The sequence below is a fragment of the Mycolicibacterium madagascariense genome, assembly GCF_010729665.1.
Lineage (GTDB): Bacteria > Actinomycetota > Actinomycetes > Mycobacteriales > Mycobacteriaceae > Mycobacterium > Mycobacterium madagascariense.
Genome location: NZ_AP022610.1, coordinates 4,744,600 through 4,757,927 on the forward strand (window position 1 = coordinate 4,744,600; position 13,328 = coordinate 4,757,927).

Here is a 13,328-nt window from a genome sequence, read left to right on the forward strand (position 1 = left end):
CGGTGACTTCCGGCGGACCACCATCCGACGAAACCCGCATCATCCGGCGGCAGCCCGGCGCCGTCCCGTCAGATGACTCGGAGCAGCTGACCGGCATCATCCGCCGGACCCCCACCGGCTCGTTCCCGGTGTCGCCCGCCCCGTCCGACACCCGAACCAGCTACGTCCCCCGCGCGACCCCGGTCAGCGTCGGCGCCCCTCGCCCGTCCCCCGCCGCAGCGTGTGCGGCGGCCGCGGTCAGCATCGTCAGCGGATGGGCCACCGCGGTCATCGCGACGTCACTGATCTCCGGCTGGTGGCACACCGACCAGTTGTTCTGCATCGCAATAGGTTTCCTGTCCGCGGTGTCGGCGGCCGCGACCATCGGCGGGCTCATCTCGCTGCTGCTGCGGCGCCGCATCGGGCGGTTGCTGATCGTGGTCGGCTCCGTGGTCGCGGCGATGATCTTCGCGGGCCTGTTCGTCGCCGGCGCCGAGCTACCGCAGATCGTCTACGCCATTCCGGTGTTGCCGATCGCAAGCATCGTGCTCGCGCTGCTCCCCGCGACCGGTCGCTGGTGCCGCTGAGCCCGTCCCGCCGAAAGCCGTTCGGCGAGAACGTCTTTCGCTACAGCTTCTGAATGGGCGCGTGGTTGTGCATCAGCTTGACCCGCCCCGCGCTGCCGAAGTCGATGAGCGACATGGCGGATTCGCCGACCCCGGCCACCTCCTCGACGCGGCCGAGGCCGTACTTGTCGTGGTTGACGCGGTCGCCGGGTTCGAGCGTGATGACCTGGCGGTTGCGAGCGGCGGTCGTGCGGGCCGGCGACGGGCGCGGCGCACCGTACCGGCCGGCGTTGCCGACGGGCGCGCTCAGTGACGACTGCGGCGCCTCGACCCGTCGCCAGTCGATGAGCTCCTGCGGAATCTCGCGCAGGAACCGGGATTCGGGGTTGAGCATCGGCTGGCCCCACGACGACCGCACCTTCGCGCGGCTGAGGTAGAGCCGCTGGCGCGCGCGGGTGATGCCGACGTAGGCCAGCCGCCGCTCCTCGGACAGTTCGAGCGGATCGCCGAGGGCACGCATGTGCGGGAACATGCCGTCCTCCCACCCCGTGACGAACACGATGGGGAACTCCAGGCCCTTCGCGGTGTGCAGCGTCATCATCGTCACGACGCCGGAGTCGTGCTCGGGAATGCCGTCGGCGTCGGCCACCAGCGACACGCGTTCCAGGAACTGTGCCAGCACGCCGGTGTCGGGCACGTCCTCGTCGACGGGCTCGTCGGACTCCTCGCGGAGTGCCGCCGCGTTGGCGAGGTCGATGCTGAATTCGTGTGCGACGCTGACGAGTTCGTTGAGGTTGTCCAACCGCGCCAGATCCTGCGGGTTGCTGGAGGCCTCGAGTTCCTGGCGGTATCCCGTGCGGTCGAGCACCGCTTCGACGAGCTCGCCCAGCTCGCCGTCGAGCTTGCCGCGCAGGTCGTCGAGCAGCGCCACGAAACCAGCGATCGCCTTCTCCGAGCGCGTGTTCAGCATCGGGACGCGGCCCTCGGCGGCGGCCTGCAGGCTGTCGTTGAAACTGGCGCCGGTGTTCTCCGCGTACACCGCGACGCACGCCTCGGCCCGGTCGCCGATGCCGCGCCGGGGGGTGTTCAGGATGCGCCGCATGCTCACCGAGTCACCGGGGTTGTCGAGCACGCGAAGGTAGGCGACGATGTCGCGAATCTCCTTGCGCTCGTAGAACCTAACCCCACCGACGACCTTGTACGGGATGCCCGCCCTGATGAAGACGTCCTCGACGGCGCGTGAGGAGTTGTTGGTGCGGTAGAACACCGCGACGTCGCTGTAGTTGATCTCCCCGCGGTCGGTCAGCGCGTCGATCTCCTCGGCGATGAAGCGGGCCTCGTCGTGCTCGTTGTCGGCGACGTAGCCGACGATGAGCTCGCCCTCGCCGGCGTCGGTCCACAGCCGCTTCTCGCGGCGGCCCGCGTTGCGGGAGATGACGGCGTTCGCCGCGGACAGGATGTTCTGCGTCGACCGGTAGTTCTGCTCGAGCAGGATCGTCGTCGCGTTGGGGTAGTCGCGCTCGAAGTCCTCGATGTTGCGGATGGTGGCGCCGCGGAACGCATAGATCGACTGGTCGGCGTCACCGACGACGCAGAGCTCGGCGGGCGGTACGTCGCCGTCGGCCAGGTCGTGTCCGACGAGCTCGCGGACCAGCATGTACTGCGCGTGGTTGGTGTCCTGGTACTCGTCGACCAGGATGTGCCGGAACCGCCGCCGGTAGTACTGGGCGATCTGCGGGAACGCCTGCAGCACGGCGACCGTCTCGCCGATGAGGTCGTCGAAGTCCAGTGCGTTGGCCGCGCGCAGCCGGCGTTGGTATTCGCCGTACACCTCGGCGACGATGCGGGCCAGGTCGTCGTCACCCTCGGATGCCTCGAACGTGGCCTTGTCGGGATCGATGAGCTCGTTCTTGAGGTTGGAGATCGCGTTGGCCAACAACCGCGGCGAGTACTTCTTCGTGTCGAGGCCCATGTCCTTGGCGATCATCATCAGCAGGCGACGGGAGTCGTCGGAGTCGTAGATCGAGAAGTTGGAGTTCAGGCCGGGCAGCAGCGACGCCTGGTTGCGCAGGATCCGGACGCACGTCGAGTGGAACGTCGACACCCACATCGACCGGGCCCGCGGACCGATCAGGTGGACCACGCGCTCGCGCATCTCCGCGGCGGCCTTGTTGGTGAACGTGATGGCCAGCACCTGCCCGACGCCGACGTCGCGGGCCGCGAGCAGGTAGGCGATGCGGCGCGTCAGCACCGCCGTCTTGCCGGAGCCGGCGCCCGCGACGATCAGCAACGGGGAGCCCTCGTGCAGGACGGCGCTGCGCTGCTGAGGGTTGAGCCCGTCGAGTAGCTGATCGGTTTCGGTGGCGAGGACTTCTGAGGTCATGTCGGGTTTCAACTTACCGCCGGAGGCGGACACCGCGGCGGTGCCGCGCATCAGGCCATGCGGCGGTGCCGCGCATGGGACCGTCTTTTGCATGGACGCGGCCCTCGGTGGCACACTCACTTGGTGCTCGATCAGCAGGAACGATTTCCGTACGGATACCGGCCGCCGGTGTCCGTGGTCTAACTGCTTTCGCAGAGCCCCGCGGTCCGCATCCGGATCCGGGGCTCTTTCTCTCGTGAGGCCCGTATTCGGATGAGACCAGAACCCACCCGAGACGACGACGCGGAGTCAGACATGAGTGTCGAAACCGAACCAACCCCCAACATCGACGAGCTGCGCCTGGAGATCGACCGGCTCGACGCCGAGATCCTCGCCGCGGTGCAGCGGCGCCGCGAGGTGTCCCAGCTGATCGGCAAGGCCAGGATGGCCTCCGGCGGAACCCGGCTGGTGCACAGCCGCGAGATGAAGGTCATCGAGCGCTACAGCGCGCTCGGGCCCGAGGGCAAGGATCTCGCGATGATCCTGCTGCGCCTGGGCCGCGGCCGCCTCGGCCACTAGGGTCTCCGCGCGAGCAGACGCAAACGGCCCTGAAATGGACCATTTGAGGGCCGTTTGCGTCTGCTCGCGGGACGGGCTAGTTCGTCAGCGCGATGTACTTGGTCTCGACGTACTCCTCGATGCCCTCGGTCCCGCCCTCGCGGCCGAACCCGGACTCCTTGACCCCACCGAACGGCGCGGCCGGGTCGGAGATGACGCCGCGGTTAACGCCGACCATGCCCGCCTCGATGGCCTCGGCGACGCGGAGCGCACGGTCCAATCCCTGCGTGTAGATGTAGGCCGCCAGCCCGTACTCGGTGGCGTTGGCCGCGGCGATGCCCTCCTCCTCGGTGTCGAAGCCGATGACGGGAGCCACCGGGCCGAACACCTCCTCCTTGAAGATGCGGGCGCTCGACGGGACGTCGGACAGCACGGTCGCCGGGTAGAAGTGGCCGGGCCCGTCGGGGGCGACGCCGCCCACGGCAACCGTCGCGCCCTTGGACACCGCGTCGGACACCAGGTCCTCCACGGTCGCGACCTGCTTGGCGCTGATCAGCGGGCCCAGCTTCGAGGACTCCTCGAGACCGTTGCCGAGGGTGAACTCGCTCATTCGCTTGACGAGTTTCTCGGTGAACTCCTCGCGGACCGCGTTGGCGACGTGGAACCGGTTCGACGCCGTGCAGGCCTCGCCGCCGTTGCGCATCTTGGCCAGCAACGCGCCCTCGACCGCGGCGTCGACGTCCGCATCGTCGAACACGACGAACGGTGCGTTGCCACCCAACTCCATCGACAGTCGCAGCAACTTGTCGGCGCTCTGCTTGACCAGCAGCTTGCCGACGCCGGTGGAGCCGGTGAACGTCAGCTTGCGCAGCCGGCCGTCGTCGATCAGCGCGGTGGTCAGCTCGCCGGCCTTGGACGTCGGCAGGATCGACAGCACGCCCTTGGGCAGCCCGGCCTCGTCCATCAGCTTGGCCAGCAGGAGCATCGTCAGCGGGGTTTCGGCCGCGGGCTTGATCAGCATCGTGCAGCCCGCCGCCATCGCGGGACCGATCTTGCGGGTGCCCATCGCCAGCGGGAAGTTCCACGGGGTGATCGCCAGACACGGGCCGACCGGCTGCTTGGTGACGATGATGCGCCCGGTGCCCGCGGGGCTGCGGGTGTAGCGGCCGTCGATGCGGACCGCTTCCTCGGCGAACCAGCGGAAGAACTCCGAGCCGTACTTGACCTCACCCATGCTCTCGGGAAGAACCTTGCCCATCTCCAGGGTCATCAGCGTCGCGAATTCCTCGGCGCGGGCGGTGATCGCCTCGAACACCGCGCGCAGGATCTCCCCGCGTTCGCGCGGCGCGGTCGCGGCCCATTCCTTCTGCACCGCGGCGGCCGCGTCGAGCGCGGCGATGCCGTCCTCGGGCGTCGCGTCGGCGATCGACACCAGCACCTCGTCGGTCGCGGGGTTCAGCACGTCGAACGTCGACGACCCGGGTCGTTCTTCGCCGCCGATCCACAGCCCGGTCGGGACGGATGACAGGAGTTCTTCGATGTCCATACGTCCATCATTTACACCCTCTCCAGCGCCGCCGCACTAGGGTCGAGATATGCCTGCCCAACCCGCTGAGATTCCCGACATCACCGCCACACCGGCGTGGAGCGCACTGGCCCGTCACCACGACGAGATCGGCGCGACGACGCTGCGCGAGTTCTTCGCGGAGGACCCGGCGCGGGGCCGCGAACTGACGCTGACCGTCGGCGATCTGTACGTCGACTACAGCAAGCACCGGGTCACGCGCGAGACGCTCGGGCTGCTCGTCGACCTCGCCAAGGCCGCCGACCTCGAGGGCAAGCGCGACGCGATGTTCGCCGGCGAGCACATCAACACCTCGGAGGACCGGGCGGTGCTGCACACTGCGCTGCGGCTGCCCAGGGATGCGACGCTGACGGTCGACGGCCAAGACGTCGTCCACGACGTGCACGAGGTGCTCGACCGGATGGGCGAATTCACCGACAAGCTCCGCAGCGGCGAGTGGACCGGGGCGACGGGTGAGCGCATCACGACCGTGGTGAACATCGGCATCGGTGGCTCCGACCTCGGGCCCGTCATGGTGTACCAGGCGCTGCGGCACTACGCCGACGCCGGCGTCTCGGCGCGGTTCGTGTCGAACGTCGACCCCGCCGACCTGGTCGCCAAACTCGACGGATTGAACCATGCCACAACGCTGTTCATCGTCGCCTCCAAGACGTTCTCGACGCTGGAGACGCTGACCAACGCAACGGCCGCCCGCCGCTGGCTGACCGACGCCCTCGGTGATGACGCGGTGTCCAAGCACTTCGTCGCGGTCTCGACCAACGAGAAGCTCGTCGACGAGTTCGGCATCGACACCGCCAACATGTTCGGCTTCTGGGACTGGGTGGGCGGCCGCTACTCGGTGGACTCCGCGATCGGGCTGTCGGTGATGGCGGTCATCGGCAAGGAGCGCTTCGGGGAGTTCCTCGCCGGCTTCCACGTCGTCGACGAACACTTCCGCAGCACGCCGCTGGAGGCGAATGCGCCTGTGCTGCTTGGTCTCATCGGCCTCTGGTACAACGAGTTCTTCGACGCACAGTCGCGCGTCGTACTGCCCTACTCCAACGACCTGGCGCGCTTCGCGGCCTACCTGCAGCAGCTGACGATGGAGTCCAACGGCAAGTCGGTGCGGGCCGACGGCTCACCCGTCACCACCCAGACCGGTGAAATCTATTGGGGCGAGCCGGGAACCAACGGCCAGCACGCGTTCTACCAACTGCTGCACCAGGGCACCCGGTTGATCCCCGCCGACTTCATCGGGTTCTCCCAGCCGACCGACGACCTACCCACCCGCGACGGCACCGGCAGCATGCACGACCTGCTGATGAGCAACTTCTTCGCCCAGACCAAGGTGTTGGCGTTCGGCAAGACCGCCGAGGAGATCGCCGACGAGGGCACCAAGCCCGAGGTCGTGCCGCACAAGGTGATGCCCGGCAACCGGCCGAGCACGTCGATCCTGGCGACCAAGCTGACGCCGTCGGTCGTCGGCCAGCTGATCGCGCTCTACGAGCACCAGGTGTTCACCGAGGGCATCATCTGGGGCATCGACTCGTTCGACCAGTGGGGCGTGGAACTCGGCAAGACACAGGCGAATTCACTGCTGCCGGTGCTCACCGAGGACGCCGCGCCCAGCGAGCAGTCCGATAGCTCGACCGACGCGCTGGTGCGTCACTACCGCGCCGAGCGCGGCCGCTCCGCCTAGCGATTTCGGCGCGCTTACGGACGTATAGCGGTCGTAAGCGCGCCGAAATCACTAGAACTCGCGGAGGTGCTCGCGCAGCATCGTGGTGGTGTACTCGGTGCGCGTCAGGCCACGCCGCTGCAACTCCGGCACCAGCCCGTCGGTGATCTCGGTGACGTAGCGGCGGTTGAGCCGCATCACCGGGCTGGTGATGAGGAACCCGTCGCCGCCGACCTCCTCCATCACCTCACCCATCTCCTGGGCGACCTCGGCGGGCGTCCCGACGAAGGGGATGTTGCTGGACATCCCACTGCCCGTAACCAATTCGCGCAGCGTCTTGTCCCTGCCGCCCGCCACGAAGCTGGCGAGCGCGCCGCGCTCGCCGTTGGTCGTCAGCTCGGGCAGGGGCTCGTCGAGGTCGAACTGCGCGAAGTCGATCTCGGTGATCGACGAGATCTCCGCGAGCATGTACTCGATGTAGAGCGGATCGGTGAACCAGCGCTCCCGCTTGGCCAGCGCCTCCTCGTGGGTGTCCGCGACGATGGGCGACACCAGGTAGAGCACCTTGCAGTCGGCGGGGTCGCGCCCGTTGTGCTTCATGCGTTCGTGGATGTCGTCGCGGTAGGCCTTCATCTCGGCGACGCCGTTGGCGGGCGTGACGATGGTGTCCGCGTGCTGGGCGGCCAGTTCGCGCCCGGGCGGTGAGGCGCCGGCCTGCGCGATGGTCGGACGGTACTGCGGTGAGGGCGCGGTGTTCAGCGGACCGCGCGACTTGAAGTACTTGCCCTCGAAGTCGATCGTGTGGACCTTCTCGAAGTTCGCGTACGTGCCCGTCGCGTAGTCGCGTTCGATGGCGTCGGGTTCCCACGACTCCCAGAGCTTGGTGACCAGCTCCAGGTACTCGGCGGCGCGGGCGTACCGCTCGTCGTGCTCGTAGAGCTTGTCGAGCCCGAAGTTCTGCGCCGAGCGGTCCTCGGCGGAGGTCACCACGTTCCAGCCGAACCGCCCGCGGGCGATGTGGTCGATGGTGCTGGCGAGCCGGGCGAGCAGGAACGGCGGATAGAAGCTCGTCGACATCGTCGGCACGACGCCGAGTCGCGTGGTGGCGGTCGCCATCACCACCGCGAGCGGGACCGGGTCGTGCTTGGGGTTCACGCCGTGCTTGAGGTCGTACTCCATGGTGCCGCCGTAGGCCGTCGACACCATGAGCTTGTCCTCGAGCAGCACGTAGTCGAACTTGGCACGCTCGAGCGACCGCGCCACCTCGACGTAGAAGTCGCCGGTGAAGTCGCGGCCACCGTCGCCCCACGTGCCATTCCACTCGTCGGCCACGAAGTTCAGAAACCATCCCAGGTGAAACACGCGTCAAGACAACCCGACCCGTGTTTCACGACTGTGTCGGCATGGTTACTCCCGATGCGCGATTCGTGTCGCTGCAGGAGCGCCCGCCGCTCCTGAAACGACGCGAATCGCCGCTACTTGAGCAGCTTCGACATGCGCCGGTCGGCGAGGATGCGTCCGTTGGTCTGACACGTCGGGCAGTACTGGAACGACTTGTCGACGAACGACACCTCCCGGACGGTGTCACCGCACACCGGGCACGGCATCCCGGTGCGGGCGTGCACCCGCAACCCCGAACGCTTCTCGCCCTTGAGCGTCGCGGCGCCCTGGCCGACCGACCGCGACACCGCGTCGGTGAGCACGGTGATCATCGCGTCGTGCAGCGCGCCCAGCTGCGCGTCGGTCAGCTTGTTGGCGCTGGCGAACGGGGAGATCTTCGCGACGTGCAGGATCTCGTCGCTGTAGGCGTTGCCGATGCCCGCGATGACCTTCTGGTCGGTGATGACGGTCTTGATGCGACCGGTGTTGCCCTTGAGCACCGCGGTGAGGTCGTCGGGGCTCAGCGACAGCGCGTCCGGGCCGAGCGAGGCGATCTGGGGAATCGCGAACGGATCGTCGACGAGCCAGACGGCCAGCCGCTTCTGGGTCCCGGCCTCGGTCAGGTCGAAGCCCGGCGCCTGCCCCGGCGGGCCGAGGTGGACGCGCATCGCGATGGGGCTCTTGCCGCCGGGCCGCAGCGGCGTCGCCGACAGGGCGTCGGACCACCGCAGCCAGCCCGCCCGCGACAGGTGGGTGATCAGGTGCAGGTCACCGACCTGCAGGCCCAGGTACTTGCCCCACCGGTGGGCGCCGGTGACGGTGTGGCCCGTCAGCGCGGTGATCGGTGGGTCGAAGGTCTTGAGCACGGACAGCGCCGCGACGTCGACGCGCCCCACCGGCAGGCCGACGGCGTGACGACGGAGGTGGTCGGCGAGGGCTTCGACCTCGGGGAGTTCCGGCATCCTTCCAGGTTAGAGGAGATTCTCCAGCCGGATCGGCAGCTCGGTGACGCGCTTGCCGGTCGCATTGAACACGGCGTTGCCGATCGCGGCGGGCACGCCCACGATGACGATCTCGCCGAGCCCCTTCACGCCGAGGGGGTCGGCCATGTCGTCGCGGGCGGGCAGGAAGGTGGCGTCCAGTGCGGGCACGTCGGCGTTGACCGGCACCAGGTAGTCCGACAGATTGGCGTTGACGACCCGGCCGTCGCGGTAGTCGAGCTCGGTGCCCTCCAGCAGGGCCATGCCGATGCCGCCGACCATGCCGCCGATGGCCTGGCTGTGTGCCAGCCGCGGGTTGATCACCCGGCCGGCGTCGTAGCACGCCTGGATGCGGCGCACCCGCACGCTGCCGAGCGACTCGTCCACGGCCACTTCGGCGAACACGGCGCCGTAGGCGTACATCGAGAAGCGCTTGTCGGCGTCGTCGGGGGTCCAGTTGCCGCGGCTGTCCAGGCTCGGCCAGCCGCGTCGGCGCAGCAGGTCGCGGTAGTTCTCCCCGCGCGAGGGGTCCGCGGTGACGAACATCCGCCCGCCGCTGGCCGTGACGGCCCCGGGGGCGACGCCGTTCAAGGGCGACCCCGGGTCGACGACGGCCGTGCGAATCAGCTTGTCGCGCAACGTGTTGCACACCGTGAACACCGCCGACCCGACACTGGCCATGGTCCGCGAGCCCGAATGCGACGGCGCCTTGGGGTAATTGCTGTCGCCGAGTGCGAACCGTACGCGATCGGCGGGCAGGCCCAGCGCGTCGGCCGCGACCTGGGTCATCGACGTGTAGGTGCCCGGCCCCATGTCGGACGTCGCGGTCTGGACGTCGGCGGTGCCGTCGGCGTTGACGATCGCCAGCGCGTCGGATTCGCTACGGCTGGTGTGGTAGCCCGCCGCGGCCATGCCGATGCCGATCAGCTGGTTGCCGTCGCGGACCACGCGGGGCGTGGGATTGCGTCGCGCCCAGCCGAATTCGTCGGCGCCGCGGCGCATGCACTCGACGAGCCTCCTGGTGGAGAACGGCAACCCGTCCGACTGGTCGTGGTCGGGCTCGTTGCGCACCCGCAACTCGATGGGGTCGACGGCGACGCGGTGCGCGAGGTCGTCCATCGCCGTCTCGAGCGCGAACGTCCCCGTCGTGGCGCCGGGTCCCCGCATGTAGGTCGGCAGGTTGACGTCCAGCGGCACCACCCGGTAGGTCGAGCGCATGTTCGGGCTGGTGTACATGAACTTCGGCGACGCGGTCAGGCCGTCCTCGTAGAGGCCGTAGCGCGCCGTCTCGGTGCGGCCCTCGTGCACGATCGCACTGATGCGGCCGCCCGCGTCCGCGCCGATCGCCAGGCGCTGTCGGCTGATCGGGCGGTAGCCGATCCCGGCGTACATCTGCTCCCTGGTGAGCACCAGCTTGACGGGCCGACCGATCTTCCTGGCCGCGAACGACGCCAGCAGTTGGTGGGGCCAGACCTGGCCCGCGCTGCCGAACGCGCCGCCGACGAACGGCGAGATCACGCGAACGTTGGCGACGGGCACGCCGTGGGCGTCGGCGTGCGCCTCCTGCGCCCCGACGATGGACTGCACCTTGTCCCACACCGTCAGCCGGTCGCCGTCCCACTTCGCGACGGTCGAGGGCAGCTCCATCGGGTTGTGGTTGTTGCGCGCGATGCCGTAGGTCCCGTCGATCACCACCGCGGCGCTGCGCAGGGCGGCCTCCGGATTGCCCCGGGAGTAGTCGCCCTGGCCCTTGCCGGGTTGCGGAACGGCTTGCGGCGCATCGATGTTCGTGTTCTGCGGTCCGGCGGTGAACGTCACCGCGACGAGCGAGGCGCCGTGCATGGCGGCCTCCAGCGTGTCGGCGACCACCACCGCCACCGGCTGACCGAAGAACGCGACGTGCCGGATGTCGTAGGGCAGCTTCACGCCGTCGAACTCGGTGAGCACGCGCAGCACGCCCGGCGACTTCACCGCCGCGGTCGGATCGATGCGGTCGACCGTTCCCGTGGAGACGGTGCTGCACACCAGGACCGCGTGGACGAAGTCGGGCACCGGGTTGTCGGCGGCGTAGCGGGCTGCTCCGGTCACCTTGAGCGGTCCGTCGACGCGGGTCATGGGATTGCCGACGGCGACGTCGGGCGCCCGCAGCGGGAACGTCACGTCAGCGCCGCCACCGCGCTCAGCTGCCGTTCGACGACGCGCTGGACCAGTTGAATCTTGAAACCGTTGTCGGACAGCGGTTTCGCACCATCGGCCGCGTGCGATGCGGCGTCGTGCCACAGCCCCGGGGTGATCGGCCTGCCGACGAGGGCCTGTTCGACGGCGGGCAGCCGCCACGGCACGGTCGCTACGCCGCCGACGGCGACCCGCGCGGTCTTGACGGTGTTCCCGGCGATGTCGAGCGCCACGGCCGCCGACGTCAGCGCAAACTCATAGGACTGGCGGTCGCGCACCTTGAGGTAACCCGACCGGATGGTCTGCGGCCCGGTGGGCACCTCGACGCCGACGATGAGTTCGCCCGGGCGCAGGTCGTGTTCCTGATCGGGCGTGCTGCCCGGTTCGCGGAAGAACTGGGCCAGCGGAATGCGCCTGTCTCCGTTGCCATCCCGCAGGAGCAGGACGGCGTCGAGCGCGACGAGCGCGACCGCGAGGTCCGACGGGTGGGTCGCCACGCATTCGTCACTCGCGCCGAGGATGGCGTGCATGCGGTTCAGCCCTCCGACCGCGGCACATCCCGCTCCCGGGGTGCGACGGTTGCAGTTGGCCGTGACGTCGCGGAAGTACAGGCAGCGCGGCCGCTGCATGAGGTTGCCGCCGATCGAGGCCATGTTGCGCAGCTGCGCCGAGGCACTGAGGTCCAAGGACTGTGCGATGACCGGGAATTGGCGGCGCACCCGGTCGTCGGCGGCAAGGTCGGACATGCGCACCAGTGAGCCGATCCGCAGCGACCGACCGTCGAGGTCGACGCTGCGGTAGGGCAGCGCGTTGATGTCGACGACGGCGTTGGGTCGCTCGACGGTGACCCGCATGAGGTCGATGAGCGTGGTACCGCCGGCGATGTACCGGGCACCGGACCGACCCGCGTCCAGGGCTGCCTTCTCGTCGGCGGCCTTGGTGAAGGTGAACGGATACACCGGCTCACGCCTCCTTGGCGGCCGACGCGACGGCGGCGACGATGTTGGTGTAGGCCCCGCAGCGACAGATGTTGCCGCTCATCCATTCTCGGATCTCCTCGGGAGAGCCGGTGTGTCCTTCGGCGATGCAACCGAGTCCGGACATGATCTGACCCGAGGTGCAGTAGCCGCACTGGAACGCGTCGGTGTCGATGAACGACTGCTGCAGGGGATGCAGCCGACCGTGGTCCGCGACGCCTTCGATGGTCTGGACCTCGGCGCCGTCGTGCATCACCGCGAGCGTCAGGCAGGAGTTGACCCGTTTGCCGTCCAGCAGGATGGTGCATGCGCCGCAGGCACCCTGATCGCACCCCTTCTTGGTGCCGGTCAGCCCGACCCGCTCGCGCAGCATGTCGAGCATCGACGTCCTGGTGTCGACGTCGACGTCCTTCTCCTCGCCGTTGATGCGCAGGTGGACGCGCGTCGTCTGGCCCTCGGCGGGCGGAGCGTCGGTCTTGGTGTCGCTTTCGCACCCGGCGGCAATCGATGCGGCCGCGACGGCCCCGCTAACGGTGATCGAGGCGCCGACGAAGGTGCGGCGATTGATCTCGGAGGCCACGTTTTCGAGCGTACGCCGACTCGCCATCGACCGCGGTCCGCGCAGCTAACGGCGGGTTCGTTTGCCATCGGGCAGCACCAGCGACAGGAACCAGCCGACGACGGACAGCACGATCGCCGCCTTGATGGCCGTCCACCAGAATGCGTCGATGTAGAGGCCCCAGTGGGTGGTCCGCTGCGTGACGCGCGCGGTGATCCACAGCATCAGCGCATTGACGACGACGTGGAAGAGCCCGAGCGTCACGATGTACAGCGGCGTCGAGATGAGCCGAACGATCGGTTTGACGACGGCGTTGACGATGCCGAAGACCACCGCCACGGCGAAGACGATCGCGACCCGTGCGAGCGGCGAGTCACCGCCGATGAACGCGATGCCGGGCACCATCCTCGTCACGATCCACAGCGCCACCCCGGTCACGGCCGCGCGGAACAGGAACGGGCGCACGGGCCGATCCTGCCATGCCCCGTCGGCGGAACCGTGAGTATGCGGTACCCGGGGTATTGACTACTGCCCGTGGCGTCACCTACTT

At 68.7% G+C, this 13,328-nt stretch carries 11 protein-coding genes; 3 read left to right on the plus strand and 8 right to left on the minus strand.

Going from position 1 to position 13,328, the window contains the following annotated elements; all coding sequences use genetic code 11:
• Positions 1–2 precede the first annotated feature (2 nt).
• The gene (locus G6N60_RS22390) at positions 3–566 is read left to right on the plus strand and encodes a hypothetical protein (protein ID WP_163741376.1); all 564 of its coding nucleotides are present in this window, start codon (positions 3–5) and stop codon (positions 564–566) included.
• Positions 567–606: 40 nt separating this feature from the next.
• On the opposite strand, the gene pcrA is transcribed toward G6N60_RS22390, so the two are convergent.
• Positions 607–2,928, minus strand: coding sequence for a DNA helicase PcrA (gene pcrA / locus G6N60_RS22395; RefSeq protein WP_163744376.1), 2,322 nt, complete (start codon positions 2,926–2,928; stop codon positions 607–609).
• A 252-nt stretch (positions 2,929–3,180) separates the two neighbouring features.
• Here pcrA and G6N60_RS22400 point away from each other — a divergent pair, with 252 nt between their 5' ends.
• On the plus strand, positions 3,181–3,486 hold the full coding sequence (locus tag G6N60_RS22400; protein ID WP_163741378.1) for a chorismate mutase: 306 nt from the start codon (positions 3,181–3,183) through the stop codon (positions 3,484–3,486).
• 76 nt (positions 3,487–3,562) lie between these two features.
• Here the strand turns inward: G6N60_RS22400 and G6N60_RS22405 are convergent, their stop codons facing one another.
• On the minus strand, positions 3,563–5,011 hold the full coding sequence (locus tag G6N60_RS22405) for an NAD-dependent succinate-semialdehyde dehydrogenase (RefSeq protein ID WP_163741379.1): 1,449 nt from the start codon (positions 5,009–5,011) through the stop codon (positions 3,563–3,565).
• 49 nt (positions 5,012–5,060) lie between these two features.
• Here G6N60_RS22405 and pgi point away from each other — a divergent pair, with 49 nt between their 5' ends.
• Positions 5,061–6,728: a glucose-6-phosphate isomerase gene (gene pgi / locus G6N60_RS22410; protein ID WP_163741380.1), complete on the plus strand. Its 1,668-nt coding sequence runs from the start codon at positions 5,061–5,063 to the stop codon at positions 6,726–6,728.
• Between the two features lie 51 nt (positions 6,729–6,779).
• On the opposite strand, the gene G6N60_RS22415 is transcribed toward pgi, so the two are convergent.
• From G6N60_RS22415 to G6N60_RS22440, 6 genes are all read right to left on the minus strand, one after another.
• On the minus strand, positions 6,780–8,069 hold the full coding sequence (locus G6N60_RS22415; protein WP_163741381.1) for an NtaA/DmoA family FMN-dependent monooxygenase: 1,290 nt from the start codon (positions 8,067–8,069) through the stop codon (positions 6,780–6,782).
• Positions 8,070–8,182: 113 nt separating this feature from the next.
• On the minus strand, positions 8,183–9,049 hold the full coding sequence (locus G6N60_RS22420) for an Fpg/Nei family DNA glycosylase (RefSeq protein ID WP_163741382.1): 867 nt from the start codon (positions 9,047–9,049) through the stop codon (positions 8,183–8,185).
• A 9-nt stretch (positions 9,050–9,058) separates the two neighbouring features.
• Entirely contained in the window at positions 9,059–11,227 is a 2,169-nt protein-coding gene (locus G6N60_RS22425) for a xanthine dehydrogenase family protein molybdopterin-binding subunit (protein ID WP_372510975.1), read from the minus strand.
• The gene (locus G6N60_RS22430; RefSeq protein ID WP_163741384.1) at positions 11,224–12,201 is read right to left on the minus strand and encodes an FAD binding domain-containing protein; all 978 of its coding nucleotides are present in this window, start codon (positions 12,199–12,201) and stop codon (positions 11,224–11,226) included. The genes G6N60_RS22425 and G6N60_RS22430 overlap by 4 nt, the downstream gene beginning before the upstream one ends.
• Positions 12,202–12,205: 4 nt before the next feature.
• Positions 12,206–12,799 (minus strand): (2Fe-2S)-binding protein, encoded by a 594-nt coding sequence (locus G6N60_RS22435; RefSeq protein ID WP_372510976.1) that lies wholly within the window; start codon positions 12,797–12,799, stop codon positions 12,206–12,208.
• A gap of 45 nt (positions 12,800–12,844) precedes the next feature.
• Complete coding sequence (locus G6N60_RS22440; RefSeq protein WP_163741389.1) at positions 12,845–13,243, minus strand: phage holin family protein; 399 nt, start codon at positions 13,241–13,243, stop codon at positions 12,845–12,847.
• Between the last annotated feature and the right edge of the window lie 85 nt (positions 13,244–13,328).

Coding starts and splice junctions, on each gene's coding strand:
- pcrA (WP_163744376.1), bottom strand. CDS start 2,928: ATGACCTCAGAAGTCCTCGCCACCGAAACCGATCAGCTACTCGACGGG.
- G6N60_RS22400 (WP_163741378.1), top strand. CDS start 3,181: ATGAGACCAGAACCCACCCGAGACGACGACGCGGAGTCAGACATGAGT.
- G6N60_RS22405 (WP_163741379.1), bottom strand. CDS start 5,011: ATGGACATCGAAGAACTCCTGTCATCCGTCCCGACCGGGCTGTGGATC.
- pgi (WP_163741380.1), top strand. CDS start 5,061: ATGCCTGCCCAACCCGCTGAGATTCCCGACATCACCGCCACACCGGCG.
- G6N60_RS22420 (WP_163741382.1), bottom strand. CDS start 9,049: ATGCCGGAACTCCCCGAGGTCGAAGCCCTCGCCGACCACCTCCGTCGT.